The sequence below is a fragment of the Rubripirellula tenax genome, assembly GCF_007860125.1.
Taxonomy (GTDB): Bacteria; Planctomycetota; Planctomycetia; order Pirellulales; family Pirellulaceae; genus Rubripirellula; species Rubripirellula tenax.
Window position 1 is genome coordinate 1,040,610 of record NZ_SJPW01000001.1, and the last position, 16,836, is coordinate 1,057,445.

At 58.1% G+C, this 16,836-nt stretch carries 12 protein-coding genes; 6 read left to right on the forward strand and 6 right to left on the reverse strand.

Annotated elements, in window-relative coordinates; genetic code table 11:
• Positions 1-126: 126 nt before the first annotated feature.
• The gene (gene uvrA / locus Poly51_RS03855) at positions 127-6,531 is read left to right on the forward strand and encodes an excinuclease ABC subunit UvrA (protein ID WP_146454392.1); all 6,405 of its coding nucleotides are present in this window, start codon (positions 127-129) and stop codon (positions 6,529-6,531) included.
• A gap of 6 nt (positions 6,532-6,537) precedes the next feature.
• On the opposite strand, the gene Poly51_RS03860 is transcribed toward uvrA, so the two are convergent.
• From Poly51_RS03860 to Poly51_RS03870, 3 genes are read right to left on the reverse strand one after another with little or no spacing between them, the layout of a single operon-like run.
• Positions 6,538-6,732, reverse strand: a complete 195-nt coding sequence (locus Poly51_RS03860; protein ID WP_146454394.1) for a hypothetical protein — start codon at positions 6,730-6,732, stop codon at positions 6,538-6,540.
• Between the two features lie 34 nt (positions 6,733-6,766).
• A complete protein-coding gene (gene feoB / locus Poly51_RS03865) occupies positions 6,767-8,995 on the reverse strand; it encodes a ferrous iron transport protein B (protein WP_146454396.1) in 2,229 nt (742 codons plus the stop codon).
• A gap of 45 nt (positions 8,996-9,040) precedes the next feature.
• Complete coding sequence (locus tag Poly51_RS03870; RefSeq protein ID WP_146454398.1) at positions 9,041-9,271, reverse strand: FeoA family protein; 231 nt, start codon at positions 9,269-9,271, stop codon at positions 9,041-9,043.
• A 249-nt stretch (positions 9,272-9,520) separates the two neighbouring features.
• Between Poly51_RS03870 and Poly51_RS03875 the strand changes: the two genes are divergently transcribed.
• Together Poly51_RS03875 and pyrE are read left to right on the forward strand one after the other, a co-directional pair.
• Positions 9,521-10,819, forward strand: coding sequence for a L,D-transpeptidase family protein (locus Poly51_RS03875; protein ID WP_246114243.1), 1,299 nt, complete (start codon positions 9,521-9,523; stop codon positions 10,817-10,819).
• Between the two features lie 146 nt (positions 10,820-10,965).
• The gene (pyrE, locus tag Poly51_RS03880; protein WP_146454399.1) at positions 10,966-11,520 is read left to right on the forward strand and encodes an orotate phosphoribosyltransferase; all 555 of its coding nucleotides are present in this window, start codon (positions 10,966-10,968) and stop codon (positions 11,518-11,520) included.
• 5 nt (positions 11,521-11,525) lie between these two features.
• Here the strand turns inward: pyrE and Poly51_RS03885 are convergent, their stop codons facing one another.
• The 3 genes from Poly51_RS03885 to Poly51_RS03895 are packed head-to-tail and all read right to left on the reverse strand — an operon-like array spanning position 11,526 to position 14,230.
• Positions 11,526-13,223 (reverse strand): sulfatase-like hydrolase/transferase, encoded by a 1,698-nt coding sequence (locus Poly51_RS03885; RefSeq protein WP_146454401.1) that lies wholly within the window; start codon positions 13,221-13,223, stop codon positions 11,526-11,528.
• A 19-nt stretch (positions 13,224-13,242) separates the two neighbouring features.
• Complete coding sequence (locus tag Poly51_RS03890) at positions 13,243-13,929, reverse strand: DUF2461 domain-containing protein (RefSeq protein WP_146454403.1); 687 nt, start codon at positions 13,927-13,929, stop codon at positions 13,243-13,245.
• Positions 13,922-14,230 carry a hypothetical protein gene (locus Poly51_RS03895; protein ID WP_146454405.1) on the reverse strand — a complete coding sequence of 103 codons (309 nt, stop codon included), beginning with the start codon at positions 14,228-14,230 and terminating at the stop codon, positions 13,922-13,924. The genes Poly51_RS03890 and Poly51_RS03895 overlap by 8 nt, the downstream gene beginning before the upstream one ends.
• 231 nt (positions 14,231-14,461) lie before the next feature.
• Here Poly51_RS03895 and tmk point away from each other — a divergent pair, with 231 nt between their 5' ends.
• The 3 genes from tmk to Poly51_RS31715 all read left to right on the forward strand — a co-directional run bounded on the left by tmk (position 14,462) and on the right by Poly51_RS31715 (position 16,792).
• Positions 14,462-15,064, forward strand: a complete 603-nt coding sequence (gene tmk / locus Poly51_RS03900; RefSeq protein WP_146454407.1) for a dTMP kinase — start codon at positions 14,462-14,464, stop codon at positions 15,062-15,064.
• 203 nt (positions 15,065-15,267) lie between these two features.
• Positions 15,268-16,413, forward strand: coding sequence for a hypothetical protein (locus Poly51_RS03905; RefSeq protein ID WP_186775322.1), 1,146 nt, complete (start codon positions 15,268-15,270; stop codon positions 16,411-16,413).
• A gap of 280 nt (positions 16,414-16,693) precedes the next feature.
• Positions 16,694-16,792, forward strand: a complete 99-nt coding sequence (locus tag Poly51_RS31715) for a 50S ribosomal protein bL37 (protein ID WP_390621734.1) — start codon at positions 16,694-16,696, stop codon at positions 16,790-16,792.
• The last annotated feature ends 44 nt before the right edge of the window (positions 16,793-16,836 follow it).

A 16,836-nucleotide genomic window follows, 5' to 3' on the forward strand; every position in this document is an offset into this window, starting at 1 on the left:
GCGGAGTCGCGGGGCCATGTCGGGTCGCCCTTTCACCCCCCCCTCGTAAGGAGCTCTGCGCGACCAGATGGGAAGACTCGAATTCCGCTCCCTACGCAGGTTGCCGAAATCGGGATAAACTCGGGCATGACAAATATGGAAATTACGGTCAAAGGTGCCCGCGAACACAACCTCCGCGACGTCAACCTGACCCTGCCACGAGGGCAATTGATCTGTTTCTCCGGCGTCTCCGGCAGCGGCAAGTCCTCGCTTGCTTTCGACACGTTGTACGCCGAAGGCCAACGTCGCTACGTCGAGAGCCTGTCGAACTATGCCCGCCAATTCATGGGCCAGATGCCCAAGCCGGACGTCGATTTGGTCAGCGGTCTGTCGCCGTCGATTTCGATCAGCCAAAAGTCCAGCGGCAACAACCCGCGATCGACCGTCGGCACGATTACCGAGATCTACGACTTCCTGCGCGTCCTTTACGCCCGCGTCGGTTCCGGATGCTGTCCCAAATGTGACGTCCCGATCGCCGCGCAAAGCCAGGATGCGATCGCGTCGCGAATTTTGTCGTTGCCCGACGAAGCCACCGTTTGGGTAATGGCTCCATTGGTCCGCGGTCAAAAAGGTGAGTTCCGCGATCTGTTCGAAGACCTGCGAAAACAAGGGTTCACACGAGCCCGAGTCGACGGCGAAACCATCCGCCTTTCCGAACCACCGACGCTGGATCGAAACAGCCGCCACGATGTCGAAGTCGTCGTCGACCGCATCGAACCGGAGGCTCGTGACCGCGGCCGAGTCACCGAGGCAGTGATCTTGAGCTTGAAGTTGGGCGAAGCCACGTTGATCGTTTCGCTTTCCGAAGTAGACGACCCTTCGACCGGTCCGGTCAAGCAAGACATCTTGTACTCGTCGAAATACGCGTGCAATTCTTGCGGTCAAAGTTTCAAGCCACCGACGCCACAACTGTTCTCGTTCAACTCGCCGCAAGGCATGTGTACGACGTGCGACGGGTTGGGCCGCTTGTACACGTTCGTGCCCGACTTGCTGATCCCCGACGACACGTTATCGGTCAAGAAGGGCGCGATCTGTTTGTTGGGCAAATGGGCCGATCTGGGACGCTATCGCCAACACATTTACAAAGGCGTCGCCGAAGCGATCGATCAAGCGCTCGAATTTGACAAAGGCACGATGTTGGAAGCCCCTTGGCGCGACCTGCCCGACGATGCTCGCCGTGTCTGGTTGTGGGGCACCGACGATTCGTTGGAATTCGTTTGGAAGGGCGGATCGAAAGCCACCAAGTACTCAGGTGCATTCGATGGTTTTATTCCTGAGTTGGTCGATCGGTACAAGACCAGCAAGAACAAGATGCAATTGCGTCAGTTCGAAAAGCACATGTCGACACTCGATTGCCCCGATTGTCGTGGCAAGCGTTTGAACGAACAGGCCAGTTCGGTCCACATCACATCGCGGTCCCTCGGTGCGTCGAAGGCGTCCAAGATCGAAGGTACGCCGAAAACGCTACCCGAACTTTGCGAACTGCCCGTCGACGAGCTCGCCGAATTCTTTGCCGACATCGAACTGGGTGAAACGGAAGCCAAGATCGCGTCGGAAGCCCTGAAGGAGATTCGTGCGCGGATCGGTTTTCTGTTGGGCGTCGGACTCGAATACCTGACACTCGGCCGCACCGCGCCCACGCTATCGGGCGGTGAATCCCAACGCATCCGGTTGGCCGGTCAAATCGGTTCCGGTCTGGTCGGGGTCTTGTACATCCTGGACGAACCGTCGATCGGGCTGCACCCGCGGGACAACGATCGATTGATCGAAACGCTCGAGCGACTTCGGGACACGGGCAACACTTTGATCGTCGTCGAACACGATGAAGACACGATGCGGGCCAGCGACCTGATCGTCGACTTTGGCCCTGGCCCCGGCATCAAGGGCGGTCGCATCGTTGCGTCGGGGACGATCGACGATGTGATGAACTCGCCCAAGAGCGTGACGGGGCAATTCTTGTCCGGCGCTCGCGCGATCCTGCCCGCTGAGACCCTTCGCCCGATCGACCCAGCGACGACGTTGTCGATCCGCGGCGCTCGCTTTCACAACTTGAAAAACGTCGATGTCGACATTCCGCTTGGCGTCGTCGTGTGCGTGACGGGCGTGTCGGGCAGCGGCAAGAGTTCGCTGATTGGCGGCATTCTGGAACCGGCGCTGCGTAACGCGCTCAACGGCGCCGAACAGGAAATCGGTCTACACCAATCGATTTCGGGACTCGAGCATCTCGACAAGACGATCGCGATCGACCAATCGCCGATTGGCCGCACTCCGCGAAGCAATCCGGCCACCTACGTCAAAGTCTTTGACGAAATTCGCAACCTATACGCCAAATTGCCCGAGGCAAAAACGCGTGGGTACACATCCAGCCGTTTCAGTTTCAACGTCGACGGCGGCCGCTGTGCCGCGTGCGACGGAAACGGTGCGACCAAGTTGGAAATGGACTTCTTGGCCGACATATGGGTGACATGCCCGGTTTGCCAAGGCCGCCGATACAACCGCGAAACGTTGTCCGTCGAATTCAAAGGGGCGTCGATCGCTGATGTTTTAGAGATGGACATCTCGCAATCGTTGAAGCTGTTCAAAAACATTCCCAAGATCGCCGAAAAACTGCAAACGCTGGTCGACGTCGGGTTGGAGTACTTGAAGCTGGGCCAACCATCGCCCACGCTTTCCGGCGGTGAGGCCCAGCGGATCAAGCTGTCGCGCGAACTTAGCAAACGTGACACCGGCAAGACGCTCTACGTGCTGGACGAACCGACGACGGGCCTGCACTTCGCCGACATCGAAATGTTGTTGAAGGTGATCCATCGATTGGCCGATCACGGCAACACGATCGTGATCGTTGAACACAACACCGACGTGATCAAAACGGCCGACTGGGTGATCGACCTCGGCCCCGAAGGCGGATCGGGCGGTGGACGTGTGATTGCGACGGGGCGTCCCGCCGATGTCGCGGTCGTTACCGAAAGTTACACCGGCGCGGCGCTAGCAAAATCGCTCGGCATCCAGCGCAAATCGCCGCCCAAACCGATCGTGCACCGCGAAATTGCCAAGGTCAATCCGCGCGCCCGCACTCACGTGGTCGTCGATGCAGCGTCGGAACACAACCTTAAGTCTGTCGACGTTGAAATCCCTCGCGACGCTATGACTGTCTTTTGCGGCCCCAGCGGTAGCGGTAAGTCATCGATGGCGATGGACACGATCTATGCCGAAGGGCAACGCCGATACGTCGAATCGCTGTCGTCGTACGCACGTCAATTCATCGGCCAAGTGCAAAAGCCGAAAGTCGATCGGATCGAAGGCCTTTCGCCGGCGGTCGCATTGGAGCAAAAGAATCTGGGGCACAGTCCGCGCAGCACCGTCGGCACGGTCACGGAAGTGTACGACTATCTGCGGATTCTGATGGCCCGCTTGGGCACGATGCATTGCCCCGATTGCCAAGTCCCCGTGGGAACGCAAACGCCCGACCAAATCGTTGACAAGGTCATGGCGATGCCCGAAGGCACGCGTGCAATGTTAATGGCGCCGATCGATGTCACCGCCGGCGAAGGCGCAAAGGACACGTGGCAGTCCCTGCGCAGCACCGGATACCAGCGCGTCCGCATCGACGGCGTCACCGTGGCACTGGATGACGCGCCGGCACTCGATCCACGAAAGAAACAAGTCGTCCAGGTGGTCGTCGACCGGATCGTCGTGCAACCGTCGGATCGTTCGCGGATCAGCGACAGCGTTGAACAAGCGTTGTCGTTGGGCGTCGGCGTTTTGGAAGTCGCGATCGCCGACGATGATCGCGCGGAACCGAAATGGAAAACGATCACGCACAGCCAACATTTGGTGTGCAGCAGTTGCGGTCGCTCGTTTATCGAATTGACGCCTCACCACTTCTCCTTCAACTCGGCCGTCGGTTGGTGCTCCAGTTGCGACGGACTTGGTACGCAAACGGGCACCAACCCGGCCGCGCTGATCGGATTGCCGACCCAGTCACTTGTTGAAGGTGCGGCGTTGTTGTGGCCCAGTGTCGAAAAATCGGTATCGCTTTGGATGCTGAGCGCGTTGTCGCGGCACACGGGTATCCGCATCGACGTCCCGTTCGAAAAACTGACCGTGTCGGAAAAACGAGTGCTTTATCGCGGCACCGGATCCCAGTGGATCGAGGTCAAACAATCCGATACGGGAACCGAACCAAAGAAATCGAAACCGGCCAAGAACCAAGCCGATTCGCAAATCTTCCGCTTCCAATTCAAAGGGTTCTACCCGGCGCTCGAAGAAGCGTCCCGTTTGACGCCGGGATTGCGCGGCAAACTGGAACAGTTCACCGACGAGATCGATTGCGCCGCGTGCGACGGATCGCGATTGCGTGAAGAAGCCGCCGCGGTTCGGTTTCGCGACCGCACGATCGCTGACTACGTTCACCTGCCGTTGGACCAATTGGCCGATGAAGTCAAAACGTGGAAACTTGACAAGCGAGAGAAAAAGATCGCAGGCGAGTTGGTTCGCGAAGTCGAATCTCGAGTGCGTTTCTTGCTGGACGTCGGGCTCAATTACCTGACCCTGCACCGAGGCGCGGCAACGTTGTCCGGCGGCGAGGCACAACGGATTCGCTTGGCAGGACAACTTGGCAGCGGCCTGTGTGGCGTGTTGTACGTTCTGGATGAACCGACGATCGGACTGCACCCGCGAGACAATTTGAAACTGCTCGGCGCGTTGCATCGATTGCGTGACCAGGGCAACACGTTGCTGGTCGTCGAGCACGATCACGATGTCATCGGCGGCAGCGATTACTTGTGCGACTTTGGTCCGAAAGCGGGACGTGGCGGTGGGCGCATCGTCGCTCGGGGCGCCCCCGACGCGATCGAACCACTGGACCAAAGTGTCACGATCGGATTCATCAACGGTACCGAATCGATCGCGATCCTCGCGGCGCGGCGTCCGGTCAAATCAAAAAGTGGCGAGTGGCAGACAAACCTGCTTCGCGTGATTGGTGCGCGCGAACACAACCTGAAGAACGTCACGCTCGAATTACCCCTGGGCGCGTTTACGGCGATCACGGGTCCCAGTGGCAGCGGTAAAAGTTCGCTGATCAACGGCATCTTGTACCCCGTGTTGGCACGCCGACTGCACCGCGCAAGACTGCGTCCCGGTCGCCATGAAAAAATTGAAGGCGTTCGCTACATCGACAAGGTCATCGAAGTCGACCAGTCGCCGCTCGGCAACACACCCAGCAGCAACCCGGCAACCTACACCGGCGTGTTCGACTTGATCCGTAACCTGTTCGCGGCGATTCCCGATGCGGCCGAACGCAAGTTCACGGCGCGAACGTTCAGTTTCAACGTGCCCGGTGGCCGATGCGAGACCTGCGAGGGCAGCGGTCAACTTAAAATCGAAATGCACTTCCTGCCCGACGTCTGGGTGCCGTGCGAAGATTGTCAGTCACGACGTTATCGCGACGACGTGTTGGATGTCAAACTGCATGGCAAATCGATCGCCGATGTGCTGGATATGCAGATCGGCGACGCCGTCGAACTGTTCGCCGGCCACACCAAAATCCAGCACATCCTGCAAACGATCTGCGACGTCGGGTTGGACTATGTCACGTTAGGCCAATCGGCGCCAACGTTGTCCGGGGGCGAAGCCCAACGGGTCAAGTTGGCGGCGGAATTGGCGCGTCCGGTGACGGGCAACACGCTTTATCTGTTGGACGAACCGACGACCGGATTGCACTTCCACGACATCGAAAAGTTGCTCGGCGTGTTGCAGCGGTTGGTCGACATGGGCAACACCGTCGTTGTCGTCGAACACAACCTGGACGTTATCAAGTGTGCCGACTGGGTCGTCGACATGGGCCCGGATGCGGGCGTCGAAGGCGGCAAGATCGTGTTTGCTGGGACTCCCGAAGACTTGGCGAAGGTGAAAGGTTCATTGACGGCGCCGTTCCTGGCCGAGGCACTCGGACAGCCCGCACCACCAACCCAGCGCCGCCCCGCCAAGCAAAAAGCAAAGCCGGCCCCCAAGATGCCGGAAACGAAAAAGACGATTGCACCGGAAAGCGACGATGATACCGATGCTCCGACCGTCACCGATCCATGGAAAGTGCTCGGTCGGAAATGGCATTCGCTTGGCAAGGGGTTTCCCGACAACGCGAAACCGGATTGGCCGTTGGAGATCGCCGATGCGACGCTTGCACTGTTGGAAAATGTCGCCGGCATCAACTCGCTGGATTTTCATTCGCCGAACAGCGTCACGGTAAAGCCCAAAGGCTCAAGCGTTCCATGGGCAGAGGTGGAAACGAAGACTCCCGAATCGCTAAAGGTCACGCTCGCGGGCCCACGTGAGGCGATTGATATGGACGGATTGCCAACGATGCGAGTCGACGGCCCCGTCGAACTGGGTGACTACACGATCATCACGTTGAACTTCACGGACGCGAAACACGTCCGCAGTCGCAAACTGAAATCGTTCTTAAAGAGCCACCTAGAACGATCGATACTTTGAGCGGCGTCAATCTTTTTTGCGGCCCAGCGACACGAGCGGGGTCGCATCGACGGCGTTGGGGTTTTTTACGCATGTGCCACAACCGCCGATTTGGCCGGCACCGTCTCGAGAGCCGCTAGAGACGATGCGATAGACGCGGCGGACCAGCCATGCGGCCGCGGCGGCAACGATCAGCGACGCGATTGCGGATTGCCAATTCATCGAAACACCCTTCCAGCCTTTTCAAATCATGACTTCAAAAGAAGCGTGAACCCACTTGGTAGGTTACCAGCGCGCCGACGTAGGCCAAAACGGTCATGTAGGTGAAGCTAAGGATCGGCCACGACCAGCTATTCGTTTCGCGGCGGATCACCAACAACGTGCTGACACATTGGGCACACAGCGCGAAGAACACCATGATCGAGAGCGCGACCGGAATCGTATAGACCGGCGATCCGTCCGGGTGCGTCGAAGCACGCATCGCGCCGGCTAAACCCTCTTCGTCCGCATCGCCACCGAGCGAATAGATCGTCCCCAACGTCGCGATGATGACTTCGCGTGCCGGGAAGCTGGCGATCGCACCGACGCCAATCTTCCAATCCCAACCCAATGGTCGTACCGCCGGTTCGATGGCGTGGCCGACGCGGCCCAAGGCGCTGCCTTCAAGCAAATCGGCCGATTCGGTTTGCAGTGCCAACTGGATCAACTCGGCTTCCGGTGAATCTTCGGCGATCGTTTCGAGTTGCGTTTCCAGTTCGTATTGGCGAGTGTGATCGCCCGGCCAGTAACCGGCGAACCAGATCACGATCGAAGCTGCGAAGATCAGCGTGCCCGCGCGAACGACGAACGCCAAACTGGCTTCCCAGACTCGCGACAACACGACTCGAATCGCCGGCACTTTGTATTCCGGCAACTCCATCACGAACGGCGCCACCTCGCCTCGCAAAATCGTCTTTTTCAAAATCCAAGCGACCGGAATCGCCGTCAACACGCCGACCATGTACATCGCCATCAGCACGATCGCCGGCATCGACAACCAGCCACCAAGAAACTTGGTCGCCGGCACAAATGCGCCGATCAACAACAAATAAACGGGCAAACGAGCACTGCAGCTCATCAGCGGCGCGACCATGATGGTTGCGAAACGGTCCCGCCGATTCTCGATCACGCGGGTCGCCATCACACCGGGTACCGCACACGCGAAGGAACTCATCATCGGCAAGAACGATTTGCCGCTCAATCCGAACAACGTCATCACTCGGTCGACCAAGAACGCGGCGCGGGCCATGTAACCGCAATCCTCTAGCACTGCTAAAAAGAAAAACAGTAACGCGATCTGGGGCAAGAAAATCAACACGCCGCCGACGCCCGCGATGACTCCGTCGGTCAGTAGACTGCGCAGCATCCCCGGCGCCATCATCGACGATACCGAATCGGAAACGAACCCCGTCGCACCGTCGATCATATCCATCGGAATCGACGAGAACGCGTAGATCGATTGAAAAATCAACAGCATCACCAAAACGAAACACACCAAACCGCCGATGCGATGCGTCAGCACCGAATCCAATCGATCGGTGATCTCGGATGAAGCCCGTCCCGTCTGTCCGATGACACCGTCTAGTTTCGTCTTTGCCCACGCGTAGCGAGCGTTGCATTCCATATCGATGGGATCGCCGACCGCCGTCGCCAATTTTTGGCGGGCTGCCATCAGTGGCGGCAACACGCCACCGCCAAGTCGCCGGATGACGCGTCTTTCCGATTCGCCGCCGCGGTCCAACAGCATCCGTTGGATCAAGTAGTCGTCCGGCAGCGCCGTTTCGGCAGTCGCCGATGGGCCAGTCGTGCAAGCGCCCGACAAAAGGGATTCGCGAAAATCACCGCAAACGTCATAGAACGATTCGGGAAGCGTTCGTTCGCGGGCCGGCGCCGGCCCTGGATCAACCAAGTGTTTTTCGATTGCTTGTTTCAGTTCGGCGATACCTCGGCGCTTCGATGCCGACGTCGGAATGACATCGATCCCCAGTTGCGCCGACAAGCGATCCACGTCGATCGTGATGCCTCGCGAATCGATCGCGTCGTACATGTTCAGCGCGATGACCGTGGGCTTGCCCAGTTCGAGCAATTGGCTGACCAAGAACAAGTTTCGTTGCAGTTGGGCCGCATTGACGACGCACACGATCACTTCGACCGGCGGTTCGTTTTCCAGATCGTCCGTCAGAACTTCGACGGCGACCAATTCATCAGGCGAACGCGGCGCCATCGAATACGTGCCCGGCAGGTCGACCAGCTCGATCGTTCGGGTGCCAACGCTGCATCGGCCGATCTTTTTCTCGATCGTTACGCCGGCGTAATTTCCCGTGCGAACGTTCAGGCCGGCCAAGGCGTTAAAGAGGGTGCTTTTACCAGTGTTGGGGTTCCCGACCAGCGCGACTCGCGCCGTCGTCACCGCCGCATTCCCCACCTGGTCCGATCCGATCGCCATGGGAATGATGCGGCCGCTTTGGGCGGCTCGCCCGCAAAAGAGAAATCAACCAATCGGTTGAACGAGAACTCGGCGTGCTTCGCCACCACGGACGGCGATGCGACAACCGTGAATCGAGCACTTCACTGGCCCGCCCAGCGGAGCACGTCGCAAATACTCAACCGCTTCGCCGGGAATGAACCCCATCTCGCGAAGCCGAGAGGCGATTCCATCAACACCATCAATTTGAACGATTTGTCCGCGTTGGCCGGGCAGCAGCTGATCGAGCGTCGTCAAGGTCGGAGTTCCTTTATTGAGAATCAGTCTCAGTAAGCGAAATCATCGCTGGTTGAGGAGCCGTTGTCAAGGGATCCGCTAAGAACGGGGATACAAACTTTGACTGAATTTGCGACTCGATACCCGTGAAATTGGGCTGGATAGATGGACAGGTGATTCGGTACGCTGCCCGGCGGAAAGATTCCAGTTCTATTCGGATCAACGACATGGGCCCCGTCACGTTTGCCGGCCCAGTCATGGAGGACAGTCGTGCAAACGCTGAAAACCGCTGCCATCGTCGTCTTGCTGATGACCGTTATTTACGGTGCCTATGTGTCGTTGACCACGCCGCCCGAACCGCTGCCGGCAGGCGTCGAGGACATGTTGGTCATTTCGGATGACGGCTCGTTGATGCTCGATTCGGCACTGCCACCTTCGCTGGGCGAGTTGGAAATCAACGCCGGATCGCTGGAAGGGTTACCCGAAATCATTCAGCCGACTGACTCGGTCGCCAGCAATTTGTTGGCGCCAAGTTCGTTACCGAATTCGGCACCGAGCTTCGCCAACCCGTCGACCACAAACCAATCGATGGAATTGCCGAGCAACCGCACCCCGGCAGCACCCGCCAGTTTCTCGATCAGCGACAGTATCGATGATTCGGCCATGAATAGCATCCCGGACATGGGTTCGAACTCGCCAAACTATCCCAATACCAACCGCGAGTTCGTCGTTCCGGATCCGGTTGCTTCACAATCCAAGTTCGATCCGAGTGCGGGAACCCGTTTCGCTTCATCCGAAAGTGCAAACGTTCCCGTCGCACAAGTTTCCGCGATCCGCGACGCCGTGGCCGGCGCCGTTTCGCTGGGCAGCAGTAGTTCCGGTTTGGTCAACGCGATCAAGATCGCCGATCGCCAGTACTCAAATGACCAATTGAAGGATGCGCTCGCGACGCTGAGCATTTTCTACACGGCGCCGAATCTGTCCGGCGAAGAACGCAGCGAACTGGTCCAACGCCTGGACTGGTTGGCCAAGGAAGTCATCTACTCGAAACGCCACTTGCTCGAAAGCGCTCATCGCGTCGGACAAAGCGAAACGCTGATCGAGATCGCCCAACGCTATGAAGTGCCGTGGCAGTTGTTGGCCAACATCAACCAAATCGAAGACCCCGTCACGGTGCTGCCGGGAACCGAATTAAAAGTCGTTCGCGGTCCGTTCCGCGCCGAAATCGACTTGGCATCTCGCGAATTGACATTATTTTTGGGTGACCTTTACGCGGGGCACTTCCCCGTCGCCGTCGGCAACGATCCGTCGCCCAAACCGGGAACGTTCACGGTCCAAGACAAGCAGACGACGCGAACATTCTACGACGCGGCAGGATCCCCGATTCCGCCGGGCAGCGAAGAAAATCCCTACGGTAACGCGTGGATCGACTTGGGAGGGCAACTGTGCATCCACGGCAGCCCTAGCCCACGTCAGCCGACGGAAAAAGGTTGCATCAGTGTCGCTGATGACGATGCCGACGACCTGTACGGCATCATCTCGCAAGGATCCTCGGTCGTGATCCGCTGAGTCGAATAGGACATAGGTGACAGGCAGTAGGTCGCAGGGTTTCACGATCAGGCTGGTCGATCCGACGAAAACAAATTGGTACGCTACGGCCGCCGAGTTCTTACTGATACTTGTTCCCTGTCACCTGTTACTTGTTACCTACTCCCATGTACGACCGCGACGAACTGATCCGATTGATCCAGAGTGAATCCCTTCGACGCGGCGACTTCACGTTGGCCAGCGGTAAGAAGGCATCGTTTTATTTGGATTGCCGGACTTTGACCCTGCACCCTAAGGGCGCAAACGTTGTCGCGGAGGGAATGCTGGAGGTCTTGCAGTCGCGTGATTCGATGCCGGATGCCGTCGGCGGCATGGCCATCGGCGCCGACCCGATCACGGCGTCGATCGTGACCATCGCCGGCCAACGCGATTTGCCGTTGAAGGGCTTTATGGTTCGCAAAGAACCCAAGGGCCATGGCACCGGCAAGCAAGTCGAAGGTCCCGTCGAACCAGGCCAACGTGTCGTGATCGTCGAAGACGTCATCACCAGCGGCGGCAGCGCCATCAAGGCAGTCGAAGCAGCACGACAATTCGGTTTGGTCGTCGACGAAGTCATTGCCATCATCGATCGATTGGCCGGTGGACGCGAAGCGTTCGAAGCGATCGGTATCAAGCTAACGACGCTGACCACGATTCGCGATTTCGGAATCGAACCGGAATAAGCGAGCTACGGCGATCCGAATCGGTTCGCCAGCCATTGGCCTAGCAAACCTCCGTCGTCGTGAATCTGGCCCGACTTGATCGAAACCGTTGCGCCGCGTTGCATGGATCCCTCGCTTCCGACGATTGCAACGTCATGGGTCATATAGTCCCGCGTGACGAAGACTCGGCTACGAAGATCGTCGTCGGATGCGTCGACCAAGTCGACGCCGTCCAGCGCTGTGGGCTGACTGATGTTGATGCCAACACTCGTTAGCAGCGTTGGCAACAAGTCCGCGTGCATCGTCGGCGTGTCGATCACTCGTGCCTTCACATCCGACCCCCAAATGATCGCGGGTGTCATGTTCTGCTGGGGTGACAATTTTGTGCCGTGACCGATTGTGCCGTCTTCCAAGAACGATTCACCGTGATCGCCGGTGACCATGACGATTCGTTTCTGCATCGACCGATCGTCGCCTACCGATGTGCCGACCAAGGCACCGATCATTCGGTCCGCTGTCATTGCCGCGTTTCGGTAACGGTTCCAGACTCGCGGTACATCGTCCGGTTTGAACGGAATCGTAAATCGATCATCGGCCGCGGGAGTGAACCGGCGGTCGTCCGGATAGCTGTCGTAGGTCGCATGCGTTGCGTACAGGTACAGCATCGCCAAACGAGGCGGCCTCGTTTCTTCGCTTTTGCGGTCCAAAAACCGGGCCGCCCCCATCGTCGCTCGACGGTCCGACGCCAATCCGTCGTGCGGTTCGATTTCGAATCGATCGAACTGCTCATCGCTGATGTAGCCGTCCATCCGAAACGTCCGCCAATCATCGTGTCCGGCAAAGAAACCCAACTCATAGCCGGCACTGCGAAACAGTCGATTCATGGCCGGTGAATATCGAATCGGATGGTCGTACCAAACCGCCTCCAGTCCGCTGACGAGGCTGAACATGCCATGGTTTGTTGCGTTACCGCCCGAATAGTGCTGGCGACACCAGATTCCTTCCTGGGCCAACCGCCACAAGTTCGGCGTCCCTTCGGCAGTGATCAATTCATGTCGAAACGATTCGACGACCACGATCAACACATCCCGATCATTCGGCGGCGCGATCACGTCGCGCTGGCCGACCAGCAAGCGATAGTCTTGTTCACGGTTGGCGATCGCCGATCGGAAATCCCAATCGCTGGTAACCGGTGGCATCTTCGTCGCCACCACGACAGCCTTTTCAAATTTAGGCGTGAACAAGATCGCGGCGAACCACCCGGCGGCGACGATCGCCAACCAAGGCTTCCATGCCAGCGACCGCGGTCGTTGGAACCGCATCGCAGCGGTTGCCGCGATCACATACACGGCGGAAAGCGCCGTGGGAATCGCGACCCCTTGTGCCACGTTCCACGATGCATATTGCAACAGACCTTCGCGTAGGTCCGTCACGACTCGCCACACCGACCACGACCAGATGTGATCGCCCATCCATCGAAAAAGGACGGCGTCGAACACAAACACGCATGGAAGGATCAAGCAGGCGATCGAAGCAACGGCGCGCAGCAGACGACGCCAACGCTCCGGCCCAATGTCGGCTACCGCTCCAAACGAAAACAGAACAGCGAGCCACCCGATAACGTCAACGACGGGGTTGGCAACCGAATCGCCAAACAAGTCAAGCGGATCGACAAAGCGGAACAACCCGATGGCAAAAGCGGCGAACAGGCATCGGAGCAACATAAGATTGTGCCACTAGGAATCAGTAGGGCACGCCGATCGCATCGCACAAGAACGACAACATCGGTTTCGCTTTCTTGATTCGGTCGATGATGATGGCGACAGCATCGGGGCCGCACAACTCTTTTTCAGCCAGCGGCGCGATCGCGATGAAGTCGATGCGACGCAGGTCTTCGATCATGGGGTGATCCTTGTCAAAGGCACGCGGCGACGTCTTCAGCTTTTCACCGGCAAGTGAAAATGTTTCGCGAAACGCTTTCTGGTCGCGTGCCTTGATCCATGCTTTCGAGTCTTGTGCGATTGCGTTTCGGAACGCCGCCAACTGGGGTGACGCCGGTCGCCACGAACCGGCACCGATGAAACAGTCACCCGGTTCCAGGTGCAGGTACACACCCGGCGCGTGAATGTTTTTGTCGGCTTGGTGGCGGATCGAGATCCCGACGTTCGTCTTGTAAGGCGTTTTGTCTTTTCCAAATCGAGTGTCGCGATAGATTCGCATGACGCTGCCGCCGTGCCCTTTGGGGACAACGCACAACATCGGCGCGGCCTTCATCAGCGGCTTTTCCAACCGCGTTACCAATTCGACCGCCGGCCCGCGCACATCGTTCTCGTACCGTGGCTTGTTTTCGGCGAACCAATCGCGGTTGTTGTTCTTTTTCAGTTCGCGCAGAAACCGAAAAAGCTTGGGCGACAATGGCGATTCAGGCATCGACACTGCCTGGTGTCACGGCTTCAAATCGGTTCCGGTACATCCACCGTTCCCACCAACGAGGCGTCCGCAAACGCAAATCGTTGGCATCAACGGTGTGTTGCTTGCCACGTCGCGTCCGCAAACGTACGGTTCCATCGGACAAAACTTCGTCGACGATCCAAAACTTATCGACCATGTAGAAGTAAGTTTCGCCACCCGATGCCGGTCGCACTTCGATAGCGCGCTCGCCGGGTGAAGTGCTCGACTTCTGTTTTCGGTAGATGACCCAATCGCCCGGCTTCAATTTGCTAACGTCCATGATGTCAGATTACGGCGGCAAGACAGAACAGAGAAACAGCGGCAAGTTTCTCAGAGAAAGAAATTCTGGTCGTTGATTGAAGCAAGGACAACCGTTGAAAACTAAAAATGGACGTTCATGACGGATTTCGTTCGCAAAAAATAGCTGGCCAGGGGTTCGCGGCGCGCGTCGACCAGTCGATGATGACACGAAGCCCACGCGAATGACGACCAACTTTGAGAGACACGATTGATGACGACCGGATTGTTTCTATCGCTCGACGGCATCGACGGTGTCGGCAAATCTACTCAGATCGGGCGATTAGCCGACCACTTGACGTCGCGCGGTCACGACGTGCTATGCGTGCGAGACCCCGGCACGACGACCGTCGGGACCCGGGTTCGTGAAATCTTGTTGGACTCGGACATCGTGATGCATCGGCGTACCGAAGCGATGCTGTTCATGGCCAGCCGATGTGAAATGATCGAGACGTTGATCAGGCCAGCATTGGCGGCGGGTAAGACGGTGATCTCGGACCGATTCCTGTTGTCGACCGTTGTCTATCAAAGCATCGGTGGCGACGTTCCGCCTGATTGGCTGTGGACGATCGGCCGATTGGCCAGCGGTGACTTATCGCCTGACATCACGATTGTGTTGGACATGCCGGCGGTCGACGCGATGGCAAGGATCGACCGACCAGCGGACCGAATGGAAGCCCGCGGCGTCGAGTATCTGGAATCAGTTCGGCAAGCTTTCTTGAAACAGTTGCCGCATGCCAGCGAGAAGACGGCCGTCATCGACGCCAATCAGAACGCCGATCAGGTCGCCCAAGACGTCCGCACGGTGCTGGAATAGTCCAAGTTTCACGCGGGCGAAACACCGAACCACCCGCGACTCCGTTCGCGGGACGTGAACTGCAAAGCAGTTCATGAAAAGGACACCGTACACCCTTGGGTGATCCGGATCCGAAAACGGCGACATTCGCCTATCGTCGGCATTGGCGATTCTCCTAGACTCCCAATCGCTTGGAACGAAACGCATTTTAGGGAGCCCTCGGCATGGAAGCCGACTCGAAACTGCGCGGCCATGTGGTCGCGTTTTGTGCTGTCATTGTCAGCGTGGTCACCGGATTGGCCGTGCATGATGCCTCGGCAGCCAACTTTCGGACTCAGAACTTTCTGATCCAAGCCCCCGATCCACAATTGGCTCGCGCGGTCGGTGACGCGGCCGAGCGTTATCGCAAGGACTTGGCGGTGTATTGGCTGGGCAGCGAATTGCCCACTTGGCCCATGCCGTGTCCCGTTGTCGTGGTCGCCGGCCCCCATTTAGCCGCGCAGGGCGAAACGAACTACTTCACCGCTCCCGTCCGCGATTTCCAGATGAAAGTCGTTGGAACTCCCGAGCGAATCCTCGACAGCGTGCTGCCTCACGAAGTCACGCACACGGTTTTGGCGACTCATTTCGGTCGCCCCTTACCCCGCTGGGCCGACGAAGGCATCTGCACCACCGTCGAACATTCGTCGGAAAAAAACAAACACGAAGCCAAACTGCGTGAATTCCTGAGCACGCGCCGCGGCATCGCCATGAATCAGTTGTTCTTGTTGACCGAATACCCCAGCGACGTGCTGCCGATGTACGCCCAGGGATTTTCGGTGTGCCGATTTCTGATCGAGCAACAAGATGCACCGACATTCATTCGCTTTTTGAGCGACTACATGGAAACGCCATCGTGGACGACCAATATCAAGAAACACTACGGATACGATTCGCTGGCCGAACTACAGCAATATTGGCTGGCGTGGGTTTCCGAAGGCAGCGGATCGGTAGAGAAATTTGCGAAGGTGGATCCACGAAGCCCGGCAACAGCGAGTTCGATCGCATTGGCTTCTGCCGAAGGTGATCGTGATGTCGCCGGTCCGATGTCGGTCCCCACATCGGGTGTTCGTCCGATGGCGATGGAGGGCCCCGCGACACATTTGGTCGCTCCGGCGAATTCGGCCGCGACGGCGCTCGCCAGCACATCCGCCGATGGCTGGTACCAACGCAAACGCCAGGAAGCCGTCAGCAGCGACCCCGCTTTGGCGGCTGTTCCGACGATCGCCACCCCCATGGTGCCGCCGTCGGTCCGCAATAGCGACCGCTACAAATCGGCTCAGCCCCAACCCGAGGTGCGTTTGGGCGGCGAATTTCCGCTTTATCGATAGAAACAGCGTTCGGCCCGACCTTTCGGGCCCAGGGCGACTCGGCTTTTCAAAATGCACAGAGCCGAAAAATACAAGCACGACGCGCAAGACGTTGAACCAGCGGCGATTTCGGTCATTCACTCGCCCGCGCTTCGTTCTTTTAACGATGCCGGCTCGAAAAAATGATTGGCCCTCGCTTGAGGCCACCGAGGCTACCGCTTCGGATCAAAAGCTGCTATTTTCTCGTGCTTCGTTCCACGAAGTTCACCAACCTCACCACTCTGACCCTTAAGTTTTTACGATGGCAAAACCGCATCGCAAGTTGAAGAAAGCCAACCACGGCGCTCGCCCATCCAACGCAAAAGCCCGCAAACTTCGCCGCCGCAAGGTCAAGACCTAGTCCAATTTGGACTTCGGTCGTCTGATCCCAATTGGGGAAAAGCA